This window comes from Burkholderia sp. Ac-20379 (genome assembly GCF_017104645.1).
In the GTDB taxonomy this organism is placed as follows: Bacteria; Pseudomonadota; Gammaproteobacteria; order Burkholderiales; family Burkholderiaceae; genus Burkholderia.
This window is the reverse complement of sequence record NZ_JAAGPF010000009.1, coordinates 17,635-40,304: the sequence shown is the minus strand read 5'-3', so window position 1 is coordinate 40,304 and position 22,670 is coordinate 17,635. Positions and strand designations below refer to the sequence as shown.

At 67.4% G+C, this 22,670-nt stretch carries 23 protein-coding genes; 10 read left to right on the top strand and 13 right to left on the bottom strand.

Going from position 1 to position 22,670, the window contains the following annotated elements:
• Positions 1–10: 10 nt before the first annotated feature.
• The 5 genes from G3N92_RS02285 to G3N92_RS02265 all read left to right on the top strand — a co-directional run bounded on the left by G3N92_RS02285 (position 11) and on the right by G3N92_RS02265 (position 3,553).
• Positions 11–319, top strand: a complete 309-nt coding sequence (locus G3N92_RS02285) for a 2Fe-2S iron-sulfur cluster-binding protein (protein ID WP_206125815.1) — start codon at positions 11–13, stop codon at positions 317–319.
• A 79-nt stretch (positions 320–398) separates the two neighbouring features.
• Entirely contained in the window at positions 399–1,652 is a 1,254-nt protein-coding gene (locus G3N92_RS02280) for an FAD-binding oxidoreductase (RefSeq protein ID WP_206125814.1), read from the top strand.
• Between the two features lie 359 nt (positions 1,653–2,011).
• Positions 2,012–2,257 carry a hypothetical protein gene (locus G3N92_RS02275; protein ID WP_206125813.1) on the top strand — a complete coding sequence of 82 codons (246 nt, stop codon included), beginning with the start codon at positions 2,012–2,014 and terminating at the stop codon, positions 2,255–2,257.
• A gap of 313 nt (positions 2,258–2,570) precedes the next feature.
• Positions 2,571–2,861: a DUF3331 domain-containing protein gene (locus G3N92_RS02270; RefSeq protein ID WP_206125812.1), complete on the top strand. Its 291-nt coding sequence runs from the start codon at positions 2,571–2,573 to the stop codon at positions 2,859–2,861.
• A gap of 380 nt (positions 2,862–3,241) precedes the next feature.
• A complete protein-coding gene (locus G3N92_RS02265) occupies positions 3,242–3,553 on the top strand; it encodes a DUF4148 domain-containing protein (protein WP_206125811.1) in 312 nt (103 codons plus the stop codon).
• Positions 3,554–4,076: 523 nt separating this feature from the next.
• Here the strand turns inward: G3N92_RS02265 and G3N92_RS02260 are convergent.
• Positions 4,077–4,853, bottom strand: a complete 777-nt coding sequence (locus G3N92_RS02260) for an alpha/beta hydrolase (protein ID WP_206125810.1) — start codon at positions 4,851–4,853, stop codon at positions 4,077–4,079.
• Between the two features lie 98 nt (positions 4,854–4,951).
• Here G3N92_RS02260 and G3N92_RS02255 point away from each other — a divergent pair, with 98 nt between their 5' ends.
• On the top strand, positions 4,952–5,737 hold the full coding sequence (locus G3N92_RS02255; RefSeq protein ID WP_206125809.1) for a helix-turn-helix transcriptional regulator: 786 nt from the start codon (positions 4,952–4,954) through the stop codon (positions 5,735–5,737).
• A 9-nt stretch (positions 5,738–5,746) separates the two neighbouring features.
• Here G3N92_RS02255 and G3N92_RS02250 read toward each other — a convergent pair whose 3' ends face one another.
• From G3N92_RS02250 to G3N92_RS02225, 6 genes are all read right to left on the bottom strand, one after another.
• Positions 5,747–6,718: an alpha/beta hydrolase gene (locus G3N92_RS02250; RefSeq protein WP_206125808.1), complete on the bottom strand. Its 972-nt coding sequence runs from the start codon at positions 6,716–6,718 to the stop codon at positions 5,747–5,749.
• Position 6,719: 1 nt separating this feature from the next.
• Positions 6,720–7,205 (bottom strand): thioesterase family protein, encoded by a 486-nt coding sequence (locus tag G3N92_RS02245; protein ID WP_206125807.1) that lies wholly within the window; start codon positions 7,203–7,205, stop codon positions 6,720–6,722.
• A gap of 2 nt (positions 7,206–7,207) precedes the next feature.
• Positions 7,208–8,173 carry an L-carnitine dehydrogenase gene (locus tag G3N92_RS02240; protein WP_206125806.1) on the bottom strand — a complete coding sequence of 322 codons (966 nt, stop codon included), beginning with the start codon at positions 8,171–8,173 and terminating at the stop codon, positions 7,208–7,210.
• Positions 8,174–8,239: 66 nt separating this feature from the next.
• Positions 8,240–9,169, bottom strand: coding sequence for a 3-keto-5-aminohexanoate cleavage protein (locus G3N92_RS02235; RefSeq protein ID WP_206125805.1), 930 nt, complete (start codon positions 9,167–9,169; stop codon positions 8,240–8,242).
• A gap of 49 nt (positions 9,170–9,218) precedes the next feature.
• Entirely contained in the window at positions 9,219–10,169 is a 951-nt protein-coding gene (locus tag G3N92_RS02230) for a choline ABC transporter substrate-binding protein (protein ID WP_206125804.1), read from the bottom strand.
• Positions 10,170–10,675: 506 nt separating this feature from the next.
• The gene (locus G3N92_RS02225) at positions 10,676–11,812 is read right to left on the bottom strand and encodes a porin (RefSeq protein ID WP_206125803.1); all 1,137 of its coding nucleotides are present in this window, start codon (positions 11,810–11,812) and stop codon (positions 10,676–10,678) included.
• A 214-nt stretch (positions 11,813–12,026) separates the two neighbouring features.
• Between G3N92_RS02225 and G3N92_RS02220 the strand changes: the two genes are divergently transcribed.
• Complete coding sequence (locus G3N92_RS02220) at positions 12,027–12,971, top strand: GlxA family transcriptional regulator (protein WP_206125802.1); 945 nt, start codon at positions 12,027–12,029, stop codon at positions 12,969–12,971.
• A gap of 96 nt (positions 12,972–13,067) precedes the next feature.
• On the opposite strand, the gene G3N92_RS02215 is transcribed toward G3N92_RS02220, so the two are convergent.
• From G3N92_RS02215 to betC, 3 genes are all read right to left on the bottom strand, one after another.
• Entirely contained in the window at positions 13,068–14,213 is a 1,146-nt protein-coding gene (locus G3N92_RS02215) for a porin (protein ID WP_206125801.1), read from the bottom strand.
• Between the two features lie 243 nt (positions 14,214–14,456).
• Entirely contained in the window at positions 14,457–15,380 is a 924-nt protein-coding gene (choX, locus tag G3N92_RS02210; RefSeq protein WP_241014528.1) for a choline ABC transporter substrate-binding protein, read from the bottom strand.
• Between the two features lie 89 nt (positions 15,381–15,469).
• Positions 15,470–17,005: a choline-sulfatase gene (betC, locus tag G3N92_RS02205; RefSeq protein ID WP_206125799.1), complete on the bottom strand. Its 1,536-nt coding sequence runs from the start codon at positions 17,003–17,005 to the stop codon at positions 15,470–15,472.
• Positions 17,006–17,214: 209 nt separating this feature from the next.
• Between betC and G3N92_RS02200 the strand changes: the two genes are divergently transcribed.
• Entirely contained in the window at positions 17,215–18,129 is a 915-nt protein-coding gene (locus G3N92_RS02200; protein WP_206125828.1) for a LysR family transcriptional regulator, read from the top strand.
• 150 nt (positions 18,130–18,279) lie between these two features.
• Positions 18,280–19,155: a formyltetrahydrofolate deformylase gene (gene purU, locus G3N92_RS02195; RefSeq protein WP_206125798.1), complete on the top strand. Its 876-nt coding sequence runs from the start codon at positions 18,280–18,282 to the stop codon at positions 19,153–19,155.
• 122 nt (positions 19,156–19,277) lie between these two features.
• Here purU and G3N92_RS02190 read toward each other — a convergent pair whose 3' ends face one another.
• The 3 genes from G3N92_RS02190 to G3N92_RS02180 all read right to left on the bottom strand — a co-directional run bounded on the left by G3N92_RS02190 (position 19,278) and on the right by G3N92_RS02180 (position 21,509).
• Positions 19,278–20,126, bottom strand: coding sequence for an IclR family transcriptional regulator (locus tag G3N92_RS02190; RefSeq protein ID WP_206125797.1), 849 nt, complete (start codon positions 20,124–20,126; stop codon positions 19,278–19,280).
• A gap of 89 nt (positions 20,127–20,215) precedes the next feature.
• Positions 20,216–20,941, bottom strand: coding sequence for an SDR family oxidoreductase (locus G3N92_RS02185; protein ID WP_206125796.1), 726 nt, complete (start codon positions 20,939–20,941; stop codon positions 20,216–20,218).
• Between the two features lie 31 nt (positions 20,942–20,972).
• On the bottom strand, positions 20,973–21,509 hold the full coding sequence (locus G3N92_RS02180; RefSeq protein ID WP_206125795.1) for a 2,4'-dihydroxyacetophenone dioxygenase family protein: 537 nt from the start codon (positions 21,507–21,509) through the stop codon (positions 20,973–20,975).
• 319 nt (positions 21,510–21,828) lie between these two features.
• Between G3N92_RS02180 and G3N92_RS02175 the strand changes: the two genes are divergently transcribed.
• Positions 21,829–22,599 (top strand): SDR family NAD(P)-dependent oxidoreductase, encoded by a 771-nt coding sequence (locus G3N92_RS02175; protein WP_206125794.1) that lies wholly within the window; start codon positions 21,829–21,831, stop codon positions 22,597–22,599.
• Positions 22,600–22,670: the final 71 nt, after the last annotated feature.

Genomic DNA, 22,670 nt, shown 5'->3' with positions numbered 1-22,670 from the left:
CCTGCCACCGATGACCGAATCCGAACGCCCGTTCCGCGTCCGCGTCGAACCGCTCGGCGCGAGCTTCGACGCGCCCGACTCGCTGTCGCTGCTCGAAGCGGCCGGCTTCGAGGGGCTGTCGCTGCCGCGCTCGTGCCGCAACGGCGTGTGCCGCGCCTGCCTGTGCCGGATGGTCAGCGGCAGCGTGACGTATCGCGTCGAATGGCCCGGCGTGACGCGCGAGGAGCGCGCGGAAGGCTGGATTCTGCCCTGCGTCGCCGTGGCCGCGTCGGATCTGGTGATCGAATATGCGGCCGACGTCGATCTCTCGCCGCGCTAGCGCATGATTCGGGTTCCTGACGGATACACGCCGCATCCGCTCGCGTAACGTTCAACCGCCTCACCCCACTCTCCCCTCCATGGATTTCGACGTCATCGTGCTCGGCGCCGGCATCGTCGGCGTATCGGTCGCGCAACACCTGCAGGATCGCGGCCGGCGCGTCGCGCTGATCGACCGGCAAGCGCCGGGCCTCGGCACGAGCTTCGGCAACGCCGGGCTGATCGAACGCTCGTCGGTCATGCCGTACGCGTTTCCGCGCAGCCCGCTCGCGCTGATGCGCTACGCGACGAATCGCGCCACCGCGCTGTACTGGCACCCGCGCTCGCTGCCCGATTTCGCGCCGTGGCTGCTGCGCTTCTGGCACGAATCGGCGCCCGCCCGCCACGCGGCGGCCGCGCGCGACATGCGCCCGCTGATCGAGCGCAGCGTCGACGAACACGATGCGCTGGCGGCGCGCAGCCCCGAAGCCGCCGCGCTGATTCGCGGCTGCGGCTGGCTCGAAGCGTTCCGCTCGCCGCCCGCGTTCGAGCGGGGCATCGCCGAAGCGGCGGCCCTCGCGCGCACGCATGGGCTGCGTCACACGGTGCTCGACGCTGCCGCGTTGCGTGCGCAGGAGCCGTCGCTGCGCGCGGGTTTCACGGGCGCCATTCACTGGCTCGATCCGAAAGCGGTGTCGAATCCGGGCGCGCTGGTCGCCGCCTACGCGCGCTTGTTCGAACGCGATGGCGGCCGGATCCTGCGCGGCGATGCCACGACGCTCGCCCGCATCGACGGCGGCTGGCGTGTCGAAACCGCCGACGGCGAGACCACCGCGCGCGAGGTCGCGATCGCGCTCGGCCCCTGGTCCGACAGCGTGTTCGCGCGCTTCGGCTACCGCATCCCGCTGCGCGACAAGCGCGGTTATCACATGCACTACGCGCCGCCACCGGATGCGCCGCGGCTGTCCGCGCCGGTGGTCGACATCGAGCACGGCTACGTGATCGCGCCGATGCAGCGCGGCCTGCGGCTCACGACCGGCATCGAACTGGCCCGGCGCGCGCTGCCGCCAACGGGCATCCAGCTCGCGCGCGCCGAACGCGTGGCGCGCCCGGCGTTCGGCCTTGGCGAGCGGCTCGACGACGCACCGTGGCTCGGCTTCCGCCCCTGCACGCCGGACATGCGCCCCGTGATCGGCGCGGCCCCGCATCATCCCGGCATGTGGTTCGCGTTCGGCCACAACCATCACGGCCTGACGCTCGGCCCGGTCACCGGGCGGCTGCTCGCGCAGGCCATCTGCGGCGAGCGCCCCGACGTCGATCTCGCGCCGTTCGACGCGGCCCGTTTCGCTCGCTGAACGCGGGATGCGGCGCACGCCATTGCCTTGCGCGGCGCCATTGCATCCCGCCATTTTGTGATGCGATTCGAAAGCCCATTCGATCGCGCCGATTATCGGATCGAATGGCGCATTACCCGATCCTCAGAATTTCCTCATGAATAGGCGTAAATCTGCAACGCAGTGTTCGCAGATTTATCTTATTCGCCATACCCTGACCGGAGAAACGGCATTCGTCGGACATTTCTGACGAAATCGCCATGTTCGCGTCACGTTACTAGCCGCGTACGCCATGCATCATGGCGTCTGTCCGGAGATGCACGGCACGTGGCGCGACGCAGGTTCCCGCGCGCGGCCGACCGATCCGCGAGGAGCCGAACATGATGCGCAAGCCTGGAATCGCCGCCGCAGCCTGTGCGCTGTTGGCCTTCGCATCGTCCGCCCATGCGGCGGACGGCGCCCCGCAAGCCCCGTCGCAGCCGGTTTCCGCCGCCCGGCAAGGCGGCGAGCGAAACGGCGCCGAGCCATCCGGATACGGTGCACAGCCGCGCATGACGGCCGAAGCAGGAAAACGGGCGCAAGACCCGTTCACGATCAACGGCCGATCGATGTACGACGTGCACTGAACCGTCTCCAAGGGCGAGCCACCTCAGCACGGGATTCACCCCAGGCGTCTATGCGAGTAAGAAGCCTGCCGTGTCGCTCGCTCCTTTTTCCACCCCGGATCCCCTCCGGGGTTTTTTCTTTGTGGGCCCAAACACGTGCCGATCGATTGTTTCTAAATTGGCAAAATGTAATTCGATCCAGGCAGGATGTTTTTTCTTGCCAAGGGCGCTTACATTTAGCCCCAGATTCTCATTGGAAACCGCTACGGAATCGACAAAACGCAGTTGCAAATACTGCCTAGGCCGATACCGCACGAGCTTTAGGAAACGGCAAATGAAGTCTTCCAAATTGATGCCTCTGCGCGATCCCGCCGACGTTCACGTCGAAATTCTCGAACAATCGGACACGCTGCTCGTCGTTCGTTGGGTCGAACCCGGCCGCTGTCACTACGGCGAGCAGCGCTGGCGCCGCCGCTTCGCGCAACGCACGGGCACGTGCGCGCTGTCGCGCGAAGTGATCCAGCGCGGCGACGAAGTGTTTCGTCCTGCCGAGCGTCCGGCTCCCGCGAACGCGGGCGCGATGATCTCCGCCTCCCAGGTGCTCGGCCTGCACAGCGGCAAGTAAGCCCGGCCCATCGCGCCGCGATGCATTCGCGGCGTGTTCTTTTTGTGCTCGTCCAGCGGCGGCGCACCTTGCTTCGGTGTGCCCGCTCGCCATGTGCATCGGCGCATTCCGCGCTTTGATTCCCCCATCTGCCCTCCCTACGCGCGACGCGCTCGCGTGCGTTGCCTCGCGTCACGTCGCCGCTTTGCTTCCCCGCCCCCCGATCGTTGCTTTTCACGTATTTGTCCGACCATTGACGCGCTGCGATTTTATCGATTTAAGCAACGATCTATGATCAAAACCAGTATTTACCCTAGGTGGCCCGAGGTCTACGATTCACATCAACCGCTGACGACAAAACGCCGCAAGCGGACATACCAGATAAAATTTCGGAGGTTGTTATGAATAAGCTCATCGCCGCAGTTGTTGCCGCTACCGCCCTCACCGCCTCGGTTTCCGCTTTCGCCCAAACCGCGCAAAACGGCCCCGTGACCCGCGCCGAAGTGCGTGCACAGCTGGTTCAACTCGAGAAGGCCGGTTATCATCCGGGCGTCGCAAGCCCGTACTACCCGGAAGACATCCAGGCCGCAGAAGCCCGCGTGGCAGGCCCGGACACCAGCGGCTACGGTTCGCAGGCAGCCCCGGTGGTTCATTCGGGCAGCCCGGTCGCCACGGTCACGCCGGCTCACGATTCGATCTACTACGGTCACTAAGCAGCAAGCTCCGGGGTTGCCCGCGCGGCAGCCTCGCTTCGGTAACGAGTCCGGCAACGGGCTCGTCGCCGTTTTCAGGCCCCAAACCTCCGCCGTCCCGTCAGGGAAGGCTTAGCCCGGGCGCCTGGCGCCCGGGCCTTTTTTCGATCCTGGCGCAAGCCTCTTCCGCCCACTGGACGATCGAAGCGGCCTGAAAATTTGTTGTCGACATTGCAACAATCCGTTTCGCGGAATGTGATGGTGACGCGGCGAGATACCGGCTTCAAGCAGGGTTCGCCGCGCCCCATTCCGCGAAGCACAGCAGTTCCGAACGGCCGCCCTCCTCGCGAGAGCGGCCGTTTTTCTTTGGCGGCGACAAAGGCGGCATCTGCATTCGAATCCGGGGCTTGGCTAATAGCGTGCATGCTCGGATTTACGAATTGAAAGCCATCCTTAGGTTTCCTATACTCCAAGCCGCATCCGACTCGTGCCAATGGACAGGATGCGACTCGACCTCGGCCCGATGCTGGTCCGAGGTATTTTTTTATGCGCCTTCGCCGCCCCCGGCAACGCCGGCGAGAAACGATTCGATGGCCGCCGCCAATGCCAGCGGTGTTTCGTTCATCGGATAGTGGCCCGCGTTTGCCAGCACCTCGACGCATGCGTGCGCGTAGCGGCTCGGATAGGTTCGAGCCATCAGTTCGGCATCGAACGTGGGATCGTGCTCGCCGACCAGCACCTTGATCGGGTGCGTGCCGCCGATCTCGTCGCTGAAATCCGTATCGGCCCAGGCGGCGAAGTACGCCGTGAAGGCTTCCGGGTTCGACTGCCGCATCGAATACGCGACTTTCCAATCGAGCCACGCCGGCGGCAAGCGGCCGCCCGTGCTGCGATCGACGATGTCCCGGCGCACGAGCGCGTCGCCCGCCGCCGCTTCGAGCCTGCGCCGCGCGGCCGGTTCGTACCTCACCCCGCCGCACGGCACCGGCGCGACGCCGATCAAGGCCCGCACGCGATCCGGAGCCAGTGTCGCGATTCGCTCGATCGCCATGCCGCCCATCGAATGGCCGATCAGGCTGAACGCCCGAAACCCGAGCGCATCGGCCAACGCCAACGCATCGCCCGCGATTTCGTCGATCGTGTAACGGCCGCCGGCGCCTCGCATGCCGCCATAGCCGCGATAGTCCATGAACACGTAGCTGAAGCGCTCGCGCGACAGCCACGGTTCGATCGGCTCGAACGAACGCGCGTCGCCGAACCAGCCGTGCAGGACGAGCACGGCGTGGGGCCCGTGCCCCACGCGATGAAAGGTATTGGGCATGTCAGCTCCGAAGGAAGTCGCGATGGATGCGGCACAGCCTAAGACGCACGCGAGCCGCCCGCCTTCGATAACGGGTCATTCGCTATAGAATTCGGGCCATGAGACATACCCTGCTCGATCCGTTCGAGGACATCCCGCGTGCCGTCGTCGTGACTGCGAACGATTACGCGGCCGGTTCGACGTTTCCGGTGCACGCGCATCGGCGCGGGCAGTTTGCGTTCGCGTCGCGCGGCGCGATCAGCGTGGCCACGCCCGAAGGACGATGGCTCGTGCCGCCGCAACGCGCCTGCTGGGTGCCGGCCGGCGTGGCGCACGAAATGACGATGAGCGGGCCGGTCACGATGCTGAACGCGTTCGTGTCGGCCGATGCGGCGCGGGCCGCGCGGATGCCGGCGCAGTGCTGCGTCCAAGGCGTGTCGGCACTGCTGCGGCAGTTGATCGAGGAGGCCGTCGATCTGCCGGCCCTGTATGCGCTCGATGCGCGGCCCGGAAAGTTGATGGATCTGCTCGTCGCGGAAATGGCCGCGATGCCGAGCCTGTCGCTGCACGCGCCGTTGCCCGCCGACGCGCGCCTGTCCCGCGCGTGCCTGAAGTGGTTCGCGGCGCCGTCGATCGCCCTCGGGCTCGATGCGGCGGCGGCCGAAGCCGGCATGAGCCGGCGCACGTTCACGCGGTTGTTCCGCGAACAAACCGGCGTCAGCTTCGCGCAATGGCGCCAGCAAATCTGCCTGCTCGCCGCCATCGAGCGCCTGAGCCGCGGGCAGCCCGTGACGCGCGTGGCGCTGGACCTCGGCTACGCGAGCGCCAGCGCGTTTTCGTCGGCGTTTCGCGGCGTGCTCGGCGCCACGCCGAGCCAATATCTGGCGACGCGTCAGCCCGGTTGAGCGCGCCGCTCACCGCGCTCGTTCGGCATCCGCATCGATCCGCTCGCGCAGAAATGCGCAAACGTCCGCGTGCATGCGCGCCGCACCGGGGCTGACATCGAGCGCGCGCCAGCAGCCGTGCACCATGCCTTCGGCAAGCACGAAGCGCGCATCGCCGCCCGCCGCACGGATTTTCCCGGCGTAGACACGCGCATCGTCGCGCAGCGGATCGTGTTCCGCGCCGATCGCCAGCACCGGCGGCAGCCCGTCGAAGCGCTCGGCCAGCAGCGGCACGGTGCCCGGCGGGGGCGAAACCGGCGCCGCCGCGGCCCCGTCCGCCGATCCCCAGTACCACTGACGATAGCGGCGCACATCGGCGAGCGTCAGCATCGGCGCATCGGCTTCGCTTTCGCGCGCCGGCAGTTGCGGCTCGAGCCCGAGCATCGGATAGACGAGCGCCGCGCCCGCGAGCCGCGCGCCGAACCACGCCGCCACGCTGGCCGCCAACGTGCCGCCCGCACTGTCGCCGGCCAGCGCGAGCGGCTGCCCGGCAGCAAGATCGAACGGCAGGCGGCCGTCGAGCGCCGCTTGCGTGACGGCGCGCACGTCGTCGTGCGCGGCCGGCGCGCCATGCTCCGGTGCAAGCCGGTAATCGACGGCGATCACGTCTGCGCCCGTATCGGCCGCCAGCCGCGCCGCGATCGACCGGTGGCTCGCGAGCGAACCCAGCACGAAGCCGCCGCCGTGGAAGAACAGCACCGCGCCGCGCGAGGCCCGCGCGACGCGGTAACGCCGCAACCCGATCCGATGCCCGGCCGGCGCGACGAACACGGCATCCTCCATCGTCACGCCGTCCGGCAGGCGAGCCGGCGTCCAGCGCGCGGCGAAGTGCTCGTAGCCGTCGCGCAACGCAGCCACCGACACCGCATGCGGATCGCCGCCATCACCGCCTTCGGCCGCGATCCGCGCCACGAACGCGGCGATTTCCGCTTCGAGCGCCACTTCAGCGCGGCGCCGGCAAGCCAATCACGCGCCCGGCCCAGGCCGGCGCGGGCATCTCGCGCTGCGCGTCGTGCATCTCGGCGAGCCGCGCCTGCACATCGGCATCGAACGGCGCGGATTTCGGCCCGTTCGTGTCGATGTGCATCAGCATCTGCTCGCTGGCCGACACCGCGCCGTCCACGCCGTCCGCAAACATCTCGAGGTAGAGATGAATGCGTTTCGCATCGAGCGCCAGCACGCGCGCGTCGATCCGCACCGCCGTATCGAGCTTGATCTCCTGCAGGTAGTTCACGTGCGCCTCGAGCGTGTAGATCGAGCGCGCGCGCGCCTGCCGCGTTGCCGCGTCGAGGCCGATCCGGTCGATCAGCGCATCGGTGGCGAAGCTGAAGATCAGCAGGTAGAACGCATCGCGCAGGTGTCCGTTGTAGTCGACCCACTCCTCGCGCACCACGTCGCGATGAATCGTCAGCGCGGTTTCGGTGTTCATCGTCAATCCTCGTAGCGCATGCCGTGACGCGCCTTCACGCGGGCGATCGCCTCGATCACCTCGGTGATGCAGTCGTCGCGATAGCGTTCGAGCGACTTGATGCTGCGTTCGCCCTGCTGCTCGGTGGTGCCGTCCACCACGCGGTCGATCAGTTCGTCGGTCAGCGTGGGCGCGACGAGCTTGGTCCACGGCAACTCGAGCGCCGGCCCGAACTGCTTCATGAAGTGGCGCATGCCCGCATCGCCGCCGGCCAGCGTATAGGTCAGGAACGTGCCCATGAACGACCAGCGGATGCCCGCGCCGAAGCGGATCGCATCGTCGATCTCGCCGGTGGTGGCCACGCCTTCGTTGACGAGATGCAGCGCCTCGCGCCACAGCGCCTCGAGCAGGCGATCGGCGATGAAGCCCGGCACTTCCTTGCGCACCTTGAGCGGACGCATGCCGAGCGACGCGTAGATCGCGATCGCCGCCTCCACCGCTTCGTCCGACGTCCGCTCGCCGCCGAGCACTTCGACCAGCGGCAGCAGATAGACGGGGTTGAACGGATGCCCGACGACGCACCGCTCGGGATGCGTTGCGCGCGCATAGAAATCGCTCGGCAGCAGCCCCGACGTGGACGACGCGATGATCGCGCCCGGCTTGGCCGCGCGGCTGATCTGCTCGTGCAGTTCGAGCTTCAGCGCCTCGCGCTCGGGCGCGCTTTCCTGGATGAAATCGGCGTCGGCCACGGCCGCCTCGATGGTCGGCACGAAACGCAGCCGCTCGGGCGACGCGCCCGGCTTCAGCCCGACGCGCTCCAGCGCGGGCCACGCGTTGGCGATATTGGCGCGCAGTTGCGCCTCGGCGCCGGGGGCCGGGTCCCAGACGACCACGTCGAGCCCGTTAGCAAGCGCGCGCGCCACCCAGCCGCTGCCGATCACGCCGGTGCCGATCGCGGCGAAGGTCTTGATGTCGGTGATCACAGTCATGAAACGTCCTTGGTTTTCCTGAATATCCGGCGAGGCGGCGGCAGCGCCGCCCCGCATCGTGTCATCTCAAGCGAATTCGGCGATCGCGCGCCGTTCGAGCGGGCGCTGGCCGCGCGGCGGCAGGCCGAGCTTGGCGCGCCCCTCGGCCGGCGTCAGCACGCGCGCGCCGAGCCGCTCGATGATTTCGCGCGCGCGCTGCACCAGCGAGCCGTTCGTGGCGGGCACGCCGCGGTCGAGCCAGATGTTGTCTTCGAGGCCCACGCGCACGTGGCCGCCCAGCAGCATCGCCTGCGCCACCATCGGCATCTGCATCCGGCCGATGCCGAAACCGGCCCAGTGCGCGCCGGGCGGCAGGTTGTCGACCATCGATTTCAGCGTGCCGGTGTCGGCCGGCGCGCCCCACGGAATGCCCATGCAGAGCTGGAACAGCGGCGGATCGTCGAGCAGGCCTTCCTTGAGCAACTGCTTGGCGAACCACAGGTGGCCGGTGTCGAAGATCTCCAGCTCGGGCTTCACGCCAAGCTGCTGGATCCGCTTCGCGCCGGCGCGCAACTGGGCGGGCGTCGACACGTAGATGTAATCGCCGTCGCCGAAATTGAGCGTGCCGCAATCGAGCGTGCAGATCTCGGGCAGCAGTTCCTCCACGTGCACGAGCCGCGTCAGGCCGCCGACCAGATCGGTGCCCTGGCCGAACTGCATCGGCGCTTCGCCCGCGCCGATTTCCAGATCGCCGCCCATGCCGGCCGTCAGGTTGATGATCACGTCGACGTCGGCCGAGCGAATCCGGTCCACCACCTCGCGGTAGAGGTTCGGATCGCGGCTGCCGCGCCCGGTTTGCGGATCGCGCACGTGGCAGTGCGCGACGGTCGCGCCGGCCTTCGCGGCCTCGATCGCGGCCTCGGCGATCTGCTTCGGCGTGACCGGAATCGCCGGATGCTTGCCGACCGTGTCGCCCGCGCCCGTCACGGCGCAGGTCACTATCACTTCGTGGTTCATTGCATGTGCCTCGTTGCTTGCAGTATGGGGATGGCGCGCGGCGCGCCGGTCACAGGCCGAGCGCCGCCTTCACGGCCGCGAGGCCGTCCTTGCCGTCGTAGCTCTTGACGCCGGCGAGCCAGCCGTCGAGCACCTGCGGGTGCTTGCGGATGTAATCCTTGGCCGCATCGGCCGGGCGCGCCTTGTTCACCACCGCCAACATCAGTTGGTTCTCCATATCGGTGGTGAAGCGCAGGTTCGACACGAGCTTGCCCGCGTTCGGGCAGCGCTCGGCATAGCCGTTCGAGGTCAACGTGTAGACACGCGCCTCGCCGTAGTTCGGGCCGAACGACGCATCGCCGCCCGACAGGTAATTCATCTGCAGCTGGATGTTCATCGGATGCGGTTCCCAGCCGAGGAACACCACCCATTTCTTGGAACGCACGGCGCGCTCCACCGTCACGAGCATGCCGGCCTCGCTCGATTCGACCAGCTTGAAGCCGCCGAGCCCGTATTGATTGGTGTCGATCATCTTCTGGATGGTCGCGTTCGCGCTGCTGCCCGGCTCGATGCCGTAGATCTTTCCGTCGAGCTCCTCGCGATGCTTGGCGATATCGTCGAAGGTCTTCAGGCCGGCCTGGAATTCGTAGGCCGGCACCGCGAGCGTGGCCTTCGCGCCCGACAGGTTCGGCGTGTCGAGCACCGTGATCGATTTCGAATCGAGGAACGGCTGAAGCTGCTTCTGCTGCACCGGCCACCAGTAGCCGAGCGACACGTCGATCTGCTTGGCCTTCAGGCCTGCGAACGAAATCGGCACCGACGAGATGGTGGTGGTGGGCTTGTAGCCGAGCGAGTCGAACAGCATCGAGGCGAGCGCCGTGGTGGACGTGATGTCGGTCCAGCCGATGTCGGAGAAACGCACCGTGCGGCAGGCGGCGGAATCCTGGGCAAACGACGGCAACGGCAACGCGGATGCCGCGGCCAGTGCCGCAACCAGCGCGAGGGTCTTGCACGACTTCATGTTGGCTCCCTGTTCGGCGGTGTCTCGCAGGCGGTTGATAGAGGAACGACGAGGCCTGCACCGTGGAAGAAAAATAACGGGCCATATTCGGCGCAAGGCGACCGGCCGCGACGTTTTGTTGACTGTCAGCGACCTTCAGTGGAAACCATGATGGCGGCGGTGCATGCCCGCATGACGGGGCTGGGGGTCACGATCGCGCGCCGTCGGGCTTGACCCGATGCGGCGTGGCGGGGAATGGCGGGACCCGCGGCTCGGGCGAATGCCGGCCGGGCGAAAAGCGGACGTAAAAAAGCCCGTCCGAAACGCATCGGACGGGCAAAAGGGACTCGCACGAATCGACGAGCGAGGAGCCGCGCGATCGCGACGGCGGCGTGCCGCCGCCGTCGCGCCCGGTGGATCCCGCACCGGCATCCGGCACACCGCGAGTCCGCTCGGAGGCGGGCCGGGGGCTGCCCCGGCCGCGAAACGCATCTCGAAGAACGTCAGGACTGCATCGGAAGCGCGGCTCAGAAGCGCGTCAGCATGCCCACCGCGCCCATCACCTGATTGCCCGTGGTGGAGGCGCCGCCGGCGTTGTACATCATCGCGACGTTCTTGTTGCCGGTGGCGTGCTGGTACATCGCCTCGGCGTACAGTTCGGTGCGCTTCGACAGCGCGTAGCGCGCGATCGCGTTGACCTGGTTCCACTTCGGATCGGCGCCGTAGGCGGTCGCGCCGCTCAGGTGCGCGTCGGTGTACGTGTAGGACACGCCCGCGCGCAGCGCCGGCGTGAACTGGTACATGCCGTTCACTTCGTAGTTGTCGAAGCGCGCGCCGCCGTTGTTCAGGCCGAACGCGCTGGTGCCCTGATATTGCGCGTGCGAATAGACGAAGCCGAGCGTGGCGGGGCCGAACGCGTAGTTGATGCCGGCGGCCACGCTGCGCTGCACGTCCGAGGTCAGGCTGCCCTTCACTTCGGCCTGATCGACCGCGCCGGCCGTGTTGGCGAACGCGGTGCCGCTGCGCGTGCCGGAGCCGTTGGTCTGCAGGTAGCCGGCGGCGGCCGTCAACGGGCCGTTGCTGTAGCTCGCGCCGACGCTGTAGGCGCGGCTCGTGGCGAAGTTCGTGCTGTTGCTGAACGCGTACATGCCGCCGAACTTGAAGCCGCCGTAGTTGACGCTGGTGAACTTGGCCGCGTTGTTGAAGCGCACGCTGTGCTGCAGGTTGTCGTTGTCGTACGGATGCGCGAAGCCGGAATCGCCGAACGTGCCGGCCGTGCCCGACAGCGGCGAAACGAAATCGACCACGTCGTCGTACTGGCGGCCGAGCGTGAGCGTGCCGAACGCGTTGCTGCTCAGGCCCACGTAGGCCTGGCGGCCGAACATGCGGCCGTTCTGGCCGAGCTGGCCGTTGTTGACGTTGAAGCCGTTCTCGAGCACGAACACCGCCTTGAGGCCGCCGCCGAGATCTTCCGAACCGCGCACGCCGAAGCGGCTGCCGCTGATGTTGCCGCTCGCGAGCGCGACGCGGCCGCTGCCGCCCACGTTGTTGGTGTAGGCGATGCCGGCATCGACGAGACCGTACAACGTGACCGAGCTTTGCGCGTGGGCCGAGGCTGCTGCGAACGTCGTCACGCATGCCGCCGCGATAGAGATTTTTTTCACCTGAGACTCCGGTTCTGTGGAAACGCTGGGTTGAGACGCCGGCGAGTATAGAAACGGAGACGCTCCGAAATGAGCACGCGCAGCCGCAAGCTTCCTTCCGAAAAATGGAAGAATCCGATCATCAAAATGAAATATTCGGCCGCCGCGCGCTTTTCGATTCGCGCGCGCTCGCCTCTATAATCGAGCGCGCCCCACACGACCCCACCGCCCGCCCATGCCGGAAACCTTTCATTTTCTGTTGCTCCCCGGCTTTTCCGCGCTCGGTTGCATGTCGGCGATCGAGCCGCTGCGCGTCGCCAACCGCTTCCGCCCGGATCTGTATCGCTGGCAACTGCTGAGCATGGACGGCGCGCCGGTGATCGCCAGCAACGGCGTGGCGCTGAACGCCGATGCGCCGTTCGGCGAGATCGGCCGCACCAGCACCGTGTTCGTGATCGCGGGCTTCGAGCCGCTCGCGCGCTACACGCGCACGCTCGGCGATTGGCTGCGCCGCCAGCATCACGGCGGCGCGACGATCGGCGCGATCGATACCGGCAGCTTCGTGCTGGCCGAGGCGGGGCTGTTCGATCCGAGCCACTCGCTGACGCTGCACTGGGAAGCGCTGGCCGCGTTCCGCGAGCGCTATCCGCGCCTGAACGCCACGCAGGAGCTGTTCGAGACGGGCGACCGGCGCATCACCTGCGCGGGCGGCACCGCGTCGATCGACATGATGCTCGACCTGATCGGCCGCCGGCACGGCGCGGATCTGGCCGCCAGTATTTCCGAGCAGTTCGTGGTGGGCCGCATCCGCCAGCATTCGGATCGGCAGCGGCTGGAGATCGCCGCGCGCTACGGCGTGCACAACCGCAAGCTGATTCAGGTGATCGGCGCGATGGAGCGGCACACCGAAACGCCGCTGTCGTCCGATGCGCTGGCGCAGGATGTCGGCATCACGCGCCGCCAGCTCGAACGCCTGTTCAGCTCGATTCTCGACGACACCCCCGCGCGCTTCTACATGCAGTTGCGGCTCGACCGCGCGCGCGAACTGCTGCAGCAAACCGACATGACCATCACGGCGGTCTGCGTGGCGTGCGGCTTCGAATCGCCGTCGCATTTCTCGCGCAGCTACCGGACGCGCTTCGGCGCGAGCCCGCGCAACGACCGGCAGGTGCAGCGCTAGCGATCGGCGGGAAACTGAAGCGATCGACGCCGACGGGCCGGCATGACGCGACAAGCGCCATGCCGGCCCGTTTCGGTTGGCTGGCGCGCAGTGCGATCAGAACGAGTGGCGCATCCCGATCCGCACGTCGGCCTGCGTCTGCGTGGTGGACGGCGTGAAGCTGTAGCCGATCACCGCGTTGACGCCGTTGGACGCACGCAGATAGTCGCCCGACAGATACACGTCGGTGCGCTTGGACAGCAGGTAATGCACGCCGGCCGAGCCCTGGTTCCAGTGATGGCCCTCGAAGCGCGTGTGCTGATAGCCGCCGATCACGCTGAGCGCCGGCGTCAACTGATAGGTCGCGCCGCCTTCGTACACCAGCATGTGCGAGGTCTGGCCGAAGCCCTTGATGGTGGTGTACGTGAAGTTGCCGATCAGCGACACCTTGCCGATCGCGTAGCTCGCGCCCACGCCGAGCGTGCCCTGCTTGTCGATATTCATCGGCGTGCTGGCGAACAGGTCGGTCACCGCGCCCGTGGTCGGATTCACGGTGGCGGTCGGCTGGCCGAGGAACGTCTTGGTGCCGATCATCGCGTACGGATCGAACGCATAGATGCCGTTCGGGTTGTTCAACTGCGTGTAGGCCACGCCGGTCGAGAAGTTGCCGTTCGCGTAGCTGCCGCCCAGGCTGAACGCGCTGTTCTGGTGGAAGTTGCCCGAGACGTTGCCGAACGAGTACATGCCGCCGAACTTGAAGCCGCCGAACGTGTTCGACAGGAACTTGATCGAGTTCGGCAGGCGGTCGCCGTTGAAGCGGTCGAAGTCGCCCTGGTGGATCGCGTAGCCGCTGGCCCACGCCGACACGTTGGTCAGATAGACCATCTCCTCGGTCATGTCGAGCTGATCGCCCAGCGACAGCGTGCCCCAATCGTTCTGGAGTCCGACATAAGCCTGACGGCCGAACAGCGCGCCGCCGAAACCGAGCTGCCCGTTGCCGAGATGGAAGCCGCTCTCGAGCACGAACACCGCCTTCAGGCCGCCGCCGAGATCCTCGACGCCCTTGAAGCCGATGCGGTTGCCGTAGGACACGCCGTCGTCGAACTTGAAGACGCGCGATCCGCCCGAATTGCTCACATAGGTGACGCCGGCATCGAGAATGCCGTACAGCGTGACGCTGCTTTGCGCATGACTCGTCGACGACATGCCTGCCAGTGCCAGCGCGGCGGCGCCGGCTGCGGCAACTTTCTTTCTTTTAATCATCGTGGCAACCCCAAACCTGCATTTCTGTTGGAAGAATGACTCGCACACGCACGAGCCTTATGTCTTGCATGAAACCGGGTATCGCTGACGCGGCCATCGTGGGTGGGTGAGAGCTACGGCCGCGTGAAGAAAAAATACAAACCCAATTTTTGCGAGACCCGTCCATGAACGACAACAAATGGCCTGTTTGCGACCGCTGCTGATAAACCCTGAATGCAGCGGCCGCACCGCAGGCGCATCGGTTCACAGGCCGAGCACGCCCTTGGCGGCCGGCAGCGCGGGCGCGCCGCTCGCGGTGGTCACGCCGTCGAGCCAGGCGCCGAGCAGCTCGGGATGGGCACGCAGCGCGCGCTTCGCGGCGTCGGCCGGCGAGAGCTTGTCGAGCAGCATCGAGGCGATCATCGCGTTCTCGAGATCGACGTTGAACGTGATCTGCTTGAACAGGCGGCCGAGGTTCGGGCATTGGTTCGCATAGCCGCTGCGCGACACGGTGTTGACGGTCGCGCCGCCGTAGTCCGGGCCGAAGTAGGCGTCGCCGCCCGACAGATAGACGGGATGGAACTTGGTGTTCATCAGGTGCGGTTCCCAGGCCAGGAACACGATCCACTTGCGATCGCGTTCGGCGCGCTCCACCTGGGTCAGCATGCCCGTTTCGCTCGATTCGACGAGCGACCAGTTCGCACTGCCGAGCGCCTTGTCGGCGATCATCCGCTTGATGTTCTGGTTGGCCGGTGCGCCCGGCTCGATGCCGTAGATGCGGCCTTCGAAGCGGTCGGCATACTTGGCGAGATCGGCGAACGAATGCACGCCGGCCGCGGCCACGTAGTCGGGCACCGCCAGCGTGAACTTCGCATGACTGAGGTTCGCGTGCAGCACGTCGATCGATTTCTCGTCGACGAACGGCTTCACGAGCGGGCCTTGCGCGGGCATCCAATTGCCGAGGAACACGTCCACCTGCCCTTTCTTGAGGCCCTGGAACGTGATCGGCACCGACAGGTTCGCGACGCGCTGGTGGTAGCCGAGCGCATCGAGCACCGCGCCCGTCATGGCGTTGGTGGCGTCGATGTCGGTCCAGCCCGGCGCGGCCATGCGCACGTCGCCGCACGACGCCGGGTCGGCAGCCTGGGCCGCGCCGGCGAACGCGAGCGCAAGGCCCGCGGCGAGCATGGTGCGCCGCAGCGCGTGCGCCGGTCCTGCAATGCGAAGGTGTCGTTTCATTGCTTGTTTCCCCGTCTGGATGGAAGGTGTGCCGGCGCTCAGCGTTGCGGGCGCGGGTAGCGCGCCATCGCTTCGAGCGTGTCGAGTTCGATATGGTTGCGCATGAAGCGCTGGCTGGCGTCCTGCATCGGCTGCCAGTCCCACGACTGGATGCGGCCCTGCGTGGTGGCCGCGAAATGGAAGCGGCGGCGGCGCTGGCTGGCCAGCACGTCCGCATGGATCCGGTCGAGATCCCAGCGCTGCGCGACTTCGGCGCGGAACGACGCCACCAGCTCGGCGAGCGCCGGATCGGCCGCGAGGTTGGTCAGCTCGCGCGGGTCGTCCTTCAGATTGAACAACTGATCCGGATCGACCGGCGTGTGGATGAACTTCCAGTCGCCGCGCCGGATCATCACGATCGGCGCGATCGCGCCTTCGGCCAGGAATTCGCCGATCGCCTCGTCGTGGCCGCCCGCGCCCGTCAGGTGCGGCACCAGGCTCTGGCCGTCGATCGGATCGGGCCATTCGGCCGGCGCGCCGCCGGTGGCGAACTCCACGAGCGTGGGCAGCAGGTCGAGATGCGAGACGGAAGCCGACACGCGCGAGGCCGCGAACCGGCCCGGCGCATTGACGATCAGCGGCACGCGGCAGCCGCCCTCGAAGAACGTCATCTTGTACCAGAGGCCGCGCTCGCCGAGCATGTCGCCGTGATCCGCCGTCACGATCACGATCGTATCGTCGGCGAACCCGCAGGCTTCGAGCGTGTTCATGACCGCGCCGAACTGCGCGTCGGCATAGCTGGTCGAGCCGTAATAGGCGCGGCGCGCGGCGCGGATCTGCGCCTCGCTGGGCGGCGTGCGATCGATTTCGCTGACGCCGCGCAGCCGCCGCGAGTGCGGATCGCTCTCGTCGAAGCCGAGCGTGACGGCCGGCATCGGCACGTCCTCGTCGCGGTAAAGGTCCCAATACTCGCGCGTGATCGCGTAGGGATCGTGAGGATGGGTCAGCGACATGACCAGGCAGAACGGGCGCGTTTCAGTGCCCATTTCCTTCTCGCGCGCCAGATCGTAGAGCTTCTGGCGCGTGGCGAACGTCACTTCGTCGTCGAAATCGAGCTGGTTGGTGCGCACGCACGGGCCGGCGTCGAGCACCGAGCCCATGTTGTGATACCAGCTCGGGCGGTCGGCCGGCTGGGTCCAGTCGGGCACCCAGCCGAAATCGGCCGGGTAGATGTCGGTGGTCAGGCGCTCCTCGAAGCCGTGCAGTTGATCCGGCCCGCAGAAGTGCATCTTGCCTGCCAGCGCCGTGCGGTAGCCCGCGGCGCGCAGGTAGTGCGCGAACGTCAGCGTCTGGGCCGGCAGCTCGGCCGCGTTGTCGTAGGCGCCGATCGCGGCCGGCAGCTTGCCCGCCATGAACGAGAAGCGCGACGGCGCGCACAGCGGGCTCGCGCAGTAGGCGGATTCGAACACCACCCCGCCGGCGGCCAGGCGATCGATGGTCGGCGTGATCGCGCCGCGGTGCCCGTAGGAGGACAGCGCGAACGGCGTCAGTTGATCGGCCATCAAGATAAGGATATTCGGCTTCGTGTTAAGCATCGCGAATTGGCTGAATTAGAATCGACGGAATCGCACCGCCGCCGGCTGCATCGGGTAAGCCCTGAGCTTGCCCCCGCGAGCCACGGCGCGGCGCGGCTGACTTCACTGTCGCTGGCCGGAATCGCGCGGGGAAGATGTCGAATGCTTATGGGCCATCAGAGGTGCTTATGTCAGACGGGCTTCCGGGAAGAACCGACCGCTTGCCGCCGATGCAGGCGCTGTCCGCGTTCGAATCCGCGGCGCGCCTCGCGAGCTTCACGGCTGCGGCGCGCGAGCTGGGCTCCACCCAGCCCGCCGTCAGCCAGCGCGTGGTGCAGCTCGAGGAAGCGCTCGGCACGCCGCTGTTCGACCGCGGCCATCGCGGCGTGACGCTGACGGAAGACGGCGAGCGGCTGTTCGAGGCGGTGCGCCAGAGCCTCGACACGCTGCGCTGCGCCACGGCCGACATCCGCGAGCGCCGCGCGCGCGGCGCGCTGACGCTCGTGACCGACGTCGGCTTCGCGACCTACTGGCTGATGCCGCGCCTGTCGAAGCTCAAGGAGGAACTGCCGGACGTGGACGTGCGCGTGGTGACCGCCCAGCACGTCGACCTGCAACGCGATCATGCCGACGTGGCGATCCTGTTCGGCGACGGCGATTGGCCGTCGTGCACCTCCACGCGGCTGTTCGAGGAATCGGTCACGCCGGTCTGCTCACCGGCCTTCCTGGCGAGCCAGGCGCCGATCGCGGCACCCGCCGACCTGCTGACGCGCCCGCTGCTGCACGTGCAACCCACCCGCCCCGAGCGCTGGCTGGCCTGGCAGGGCTGGTTCGGCGCGCACGGCCTGAGCGCGCCGCCCGAGCCGCATGGGCTGACGTTCAACAGTTATGCGCTGGTGGTGCACGCCGCGCTGATGAATCAGGGCATCGCGCTCGGCTGGTCGCCGCTCGTCGACCAGCTCGTGCAGACCGGCCAACTGGTGCGCTGCGTGGACGCCACCGTGGTCACCTCGCGCGGCTACTTCCTGGTGCGCCCGCCGTCGCGGCCCGAGGCGCCGGCCGTCGGGCGCTTCCGCCGCTGGCTGTTCGACCGCTGCCGCGAGGCCAACGCCGGCGAGCGCGCCGTGCTGGCCGCCGGCATCTGACGGGGCCGGGCTGCCCCCGCTTGACGTTTCGATACCAGCGTCACGGCGTTTCGATTCTATTCAGCCCGATATCGGACTGTTCTACTGGAGCCTGGCCGCAATCGTGCGGCCGCGTGCGGCGCACCGCGCCGCCGCCGATCCGAGGAAAGCATGTCCGGCTCCGAACGCAATTCCCGATTCCTGTTGACGCTGTCGTGCCCGAGCGCGGCCGGCCAGGTGGCCGCCGTGGTCGGCGTGCTCGACCGTCACCGTTGCTACGTCGACGAACTGACCGTGTTCGACGACGACCTGAGCGGCCGCTTTTTCGTGCGCTGCGTGTTCCATGCGAACGACGCCGCCGATACGCCCGACATCGAGGCGCTGCGCACCGAGTTCGCGCCGATCGCCGAGCGCTTCGACATGCAATGGGCGATCCACGACGCCAGCGCGCGCCCGAAGGTGCTGATCCTGGTGTCGAAGCTCGAGCACTGCCTGGCGGATCTGCTGTTCCGCTGGAAGATGGGCGAACTGAAGATGGATATCGTCGGGATTGCTTCGAATCATCCCGATCTCGAACCGCTGGCCGCGCAGCATCACCTGCCGTTCCACCATTTCCCGATCACGCCGGACACCAAGCTGCAGCAGGAAGCGCAGTGGCTCGATCTGTTCGAGTCGAGCGGCGCGGAGCTCGTGATTCTTGCGCGCTACATGCAGGTGCTGTCGCCCGAGACGAGCGCGAAGCTCGCCAACCGCGCGATCAACATCCACCATTCGTTCCTGCCCGGCTTCAAGGGCGCGAAGCCGTATCACCAGGCGCATGCGCGCGGCGTCAAGCTGATCGGCGCGACGGCGCACTTCGTGACCGACGATCTCGACGAAGGCCCGATCATCGAGCAAGTGGTGGAGCGTGTCGATCACGCGTACCGGCCCGAGCAGTTGCTGACGGTGGGGCGCGATACCGAGTGCATGACGCTGGCGCGGGCGGTGAAGGCGTTCACCGAGCGCCGCGTGTTCCTGAACGGCGACCGGACGGTCGTGTTCAACTGAGCGAGGGCGAAAGCGCCGGGCATTCGGCGCGCCGCCCGCTCGAACGGCATTTCCTTTGGTCTCTCTGACCCTGCCGGCCCGATCGCAGCGATGCGGCCGGGCCGTTTTTTCATGCGCTCCGCTCAGAGCGTATCGTCAGGATTCCCCAGCACCCGCTCGCCGATCGCGCGGCACGCCGCGAGCAGCGGCGCGACATACGCATCGAGCGGCGCGTCGCTCATCCGGAACATCGGCACGCTGACCGACACGGCCGCGAACGGCCGGCCATCCGGGCCGACGATCGGCGCACCGAAACAGAAGATCTGCAGTTCGTTTTCCTCGCGATCCTCCGCATAACCGCGCACCGCCACTTCGGCGATTTCGCGATCGAGCACCGCACGGTCCGTCACGGTGTGATCGGTCCAGCGCTGCAGCTTGATCTTCGACAGCAGCGTGTTGCGCTCGGCGGCCGGCAGCCGGGAAATGAAGGCCTTGCCGACCGAACTCGAATAGAGCGTCACGCGCGTGCCGATCCGCGAGGCCATCCGCACGGCCTGCGGGCTTTCGAGCTTCTCGATGTAGACCATGCCGGTGTCGCTCGGCACCGCGAGGTGAACCGTTTCGCGCGTCGCGTCGCGCAGTGCGCGCAGCGGGTCGGCGGCAGCCACGCGCAAATCGGAGCGCCCCCAGTAACGGCTCGCCAGATTCACGAGCCGCGCGCCGAGTTCGAGCGTGCCCGTGACCGGGTGCTCGATCAGCAAGCCCTCCGTCACCAGCGCGCCGACGATCCGGTACACCGTGGGACGTGGATAGCCGCTCGCGCGCGCGAGCTGTGCGATCGATTGCGGCGTATCGGCATCGGCCACGAGTTGCAGCACCGCCATGAACTTCGAGAACGCGGCGGTGCCAGTGGGCTTGGCGCCATCGTCGGGCGACGCGTCGGCTGCCTCGTCGGGACGGCGTTCGGCGGGAGAAGCGGGAGTCTTGGGCATGAACGGGTTGGAAAGCGGCATACGGTGTCGGCCGATTATAGCGGGCCGCCCGAGCGGCCCGCCCACGCCTTTCGCGCCGCGTCAGGCGGTCAGGCGGTCAGGTACCCGCCATCCACCGGCACGATCGCGCCGGTCATGAACGCCGCCGCCGGCGTGGCGAGAAACACCGCCACGTCGGCCACCTCGGCCGGCGTGCCCCAGCGCTTCATCGGCGTGCGCTCGAGAATCGGCCCCGAGCGCGCCGGATCGTCCTGCAGCGCCTGCGTCAGCGGCGTGGCGATCCAGCCCGGCGCGATCGCGTTCACGCGGATGCCGTCGGCGGCATAGGCGATCGCCAGCGACTTCGTGAGCTGCGCCACCCCGCCCTTGCTGGCGCTGTAGCCCGGCACGAGGCCGCCGCCGAAGAAGCTCAGCATCGACGCCGTGTTGACGATCGCGCCGCCCGATTTCGCCAGCAGCGGCCGCGCCGCCGCGCACACCCGCATCGTGCCGTTCAGGTTGATGTCGATGACCTGCGCGAACACGTCCGGATCGAGTTCGGCCTGACGCCGGATCACGCCCGCGCAGTTGACGACGATGTCGAGCGACGCGAACCCGCCCACCAAGGCGGCGACTTGATTGGCGTCGGTCACGTCGAGCGCCAAGGTCGTCACGCCGGCGGGCGGCTCGGGCGTGCCCGGCGGCACCGCGAGGCCGGCCGCCGTCACTTCGGCGCCGAGCTCGGCGAGCCGTGCGGCGATCGCCGCGCCGATGCCGGTCGTGCCGCCCGTCACGAGCGCGCGCTTGCCCGCCAGCAGATTGGCCTGGTACGTCATGGTTTCACTCCTGAAATGAAAGGCGCACGGCTCAACGCACGAACTGATCGACGTAATCGGCGCCCAGGCCCACCGCTTCGTAGTGCTTGCGGCACATCTCGAGCTTCGTGAACACGTCCTCGAAACCCATGTGCTTGCCCCACGGATCGACGTAGTACATGACGCCGTTCACCTGGAACATCGTGATCATTTCCTCCACGTCGTCCGGCACGACGAGCGTGTGCGTCTCGCCCGGCGGCTCGAACACGTAGCTGCCCTCGGTGGCGACCCAATCGTGTTCGAGGTATTGCCAGCGGCCCTTCAGCACCAGGCCGTGCACGCCCTGCGGATGGCGGTGGCGCGACAGCACGCCCGATTTGCGCACGCGCAGCAGGTTCATCCAATAGCCCTGCGATACGTTCAGGCACAGCGGACGGAACCAGACGTTCTCGGCCTGCGGCACCCACACGCGTTCGTCGGTCGGGATCGCGTTCGGCACCACGATGTCCGCCAGCGCCTCGGGCGGGTTCGGGTACTGGTACGGCATCCGCTTCAGCACCTCGGGATCGGTCGGTCGTTGCTCGCTCATGATGGCCTCCTTAGTCCATATTGTGGATACAATGTCCTTCTTGTGGACATAATTGTTCGACAGCGATCCGAGCGTTGTCAAGCCGGTCATGCCGGCCAACAACGGCGCCGGCGTCCGTCCCGACACGTCGAGCGACCTGCGGCGAGCAACGCCGATCCCGCGATACATGCTTGATTTATCGAGGTTGCGAGGTAAATCCCGTGTTCGTCGGCGCGGGCGTTTCAGGCCGCGCCGATCCCGTCTCATGGATTTCCCTAGTCTTGACCGCACCTCCGCGCATTCGAATAATTGTCCACATTACGATTTATATATCCATATTATGGGCATTTCGAATTCGCCAATCCACGCGTCACCGGCATTCGCGTCATACGATTTCGCCGGCCGCGTGGCGGTCGTGACGGGCGCCACCGGCGGCATCGGCCGCGCCGTCCTCGACCGGCTCGCGGCAAGCGGCGCCACCGCGGTGAACTGGGATCTCGCGCCCGGCCCCGACGACGCCACCGGCGCCGCGAGCCAGCAGCGCGTCGACATCGCCGATCCGGCCTCGATCGAACGCGCGCTGGCCGCGACGCTCGCGCGCCACGGCCGCATCGACATCCTCGTCAACAACGCCGGCTATGCGGGCCCGACCGCCCCGCTCGACGGCTACGATCCGGCCGAGTGGCAACGCATCGTGGAGATCAACCTGATCGGCACGTTCCATGTGTGTCGGCATGTCGTGCCCGCCATGCGCACGGCCAAGGCGGGACGCATCGTCAACATCGCGTCGCTGGCCGGCAAGGAAGGCACGCCGAACGCCTCGGCCTACAGCGCGGCGAAGGCCGGCGTGATCGCGATGACCAAATCGCTCGGCAAGGAGCTGGCGAATGCCGGCGTGCTCGTCAACGGCATCGCCCCGGCCGCGGTGGCAACGCCGTTGCTCGCGCAGATGTCGCCCTCGCATGTGCAGACGATGATCGACAAGAGCCCGATGCGTCGTCTCGGCACCGTCGACGAAGTCGCCCAGCTCGCGCTGTGGCTCTGTTCGGATTCCTGCTCGTTCAGCACCGGCGCGATCTTCGATCTGTCCGGCGGACGCGCCACGTACTGACACACCCCGATCCCGACGCATTCATAACAAGCTGCCCGGCCTTGCCGGATTCCCCACGCAGGAGACGCCCC

Excerpts from the sequence above, each read along its gene's own strand:
- G3N92_RS02240 (WP_206125806.1), bottom strand. The coding sequence starts at position 8,173 with ATGACTGTGATCACCGACATCAAGACCTTCGCCGCGATCGGCACCGGC.
- betC (WP_206125799.1), bottom strand. The coding sequence starts at position 17,005 with ATGCTTAACACGAAGCCGAATATCCTTATCTTGATGGCCGATCAACTG.
- G3N92_RS02230 (WP_206125804.1), bottom strand. The coding sequence starts at position 10,169 with ATGAAGTCGTGCAAGACCCTCGCGCTGGTTGCGGCACTGGCCGCGGCA.
- G3N92_RS02190 (WP_206125797.1), bottom strand. The coding sequence starts at position 20,126 with ATGCCCAAGACTCCCGCTTCTCCCGCCGAACGCCGTCCCGACGAGGCA.
- G3N92_RS02275 (WP_206125813.1), top strand. The coding sequence starts at position 2,012 with ATGATGCGCAAGCCTGGAATCGCCGCCGCAGCCTGTGCGCTGTTGGCC.
- G3N92_RS02265 (WP_206125811.1), top strand. The coding sequence starts at position 3,242 with ATGAATAAGCTCATCGCCGCAGTTGTTGCCGCTACCGCCCTCACCGCC.
- G3N92_RS02270 (WP_206125812.1), top strand. The coding sequence starts at position 2,571 with ATGAAGTCTTCCAAATTGATGCCTCTGCGCGATCCCGCCGACGTTCAC.
- G3N92_RS02280 (WP_206125814.1), top strand. The coding sequence starts at position 399 with ATGGATTTCGACGTCATCGTGCTCGGCGCCGGCATCGTCGGCGTATCG.
- purU (WP_206125798.1), top strand. The coding sequence starts at position 18,280 with ATGTCCGGCTCCGAACGCAATTCCCGATTCCTGTTGACGCTGTCGTGC.
- G3N92_RS02285 (WP_206125815.1), top strand. The coding sequence starts at position 11 with ATGACCGAATCCGAACGCCCGTTCCGCGTCCGCGTCGAACCGCTCGGC.
- G3N92_RS02245 (WP_206125807.1), bottom strand. The coding sequence starts at position 7,205 with ATGAACACCGAAACCGCGCTGACGATTCATCGCGACGTGGTGCGCGAG.
- G3N92_RS02220 (WP_206125802.1), top strand. The coding sequence starts at position 12,027 with ATGCCGGAAACCTTTCATTTTCTGTTGCTCCCCGGCTTTTCCGCGCTC.
- G3N92_RS02260 (WP_206125810.1), bottom strand. The coding sequence starts at position 4,853 with ATGCCCAATACCTTTCATCGCGTGGGGCACGGGCCCCACGCCGTGCTC.
- G3N92_RS02215 (WP_206125801.1), bottom strand. The coding sequence starts at position 14,213 with ATGATTAAAAGAAAGAAAGTTGCCGCAGCCGGCGCCGCCGCGCTGGCA.
- choX (WP_241014528.1), bottom strand. The coding sequence starts at position 15,380 with ATGCTCGCCGCGGGCCTTGCGCTCGCGTTCGCCGGCGCGGCCCAGGCT.
- G3N92_RS02200 (WP_206125828.1), top strand. The coding sequence starts at position 17,215 with ATGCAGGCGCTGTCCGCGTTCGAATCCGCGGCGCGCCTCGCGAGCTTC.
- G3N92_RS02235 (WP_206125805.1), bottom strand. The coding sequence starts at position 9,169 with ATGAACCACGAAGTGATAGTGACCTGCGCCGTGACGGGCGCGGGCGAC.
- G3N92_RS02255 (WP_206125809.1), top strand. The coding sequence starts at position 4,952 with ATGAGACATACCCTGCTCGATCCGTTCGAGGACATCCCGCGTGCCGTC.
- G3N92_RS02185 (WP_206125796.1), bottom strand. The coding sequence starts at position 20,941 with ATGACGTACCAGGCCAATCTGCTGGCGGGCAAGCGCGCGCTCGTGACG.
- G3N92_RS02175 (WP_206125794.1), top strand. The coding sequence starts at position 21,829 with ATGGGCATTTCGAATTCGCCAATCCACGCGTCACCGGCATTCGCGTCA.
- G3N92_RS02180 (WP_206125795.1), bottom strand. The coding sequence starts at position 21,509 with ATGAGCGAGCAACGACCGACCGATCCCGAGGTGCTGAAGCGGATGCCG.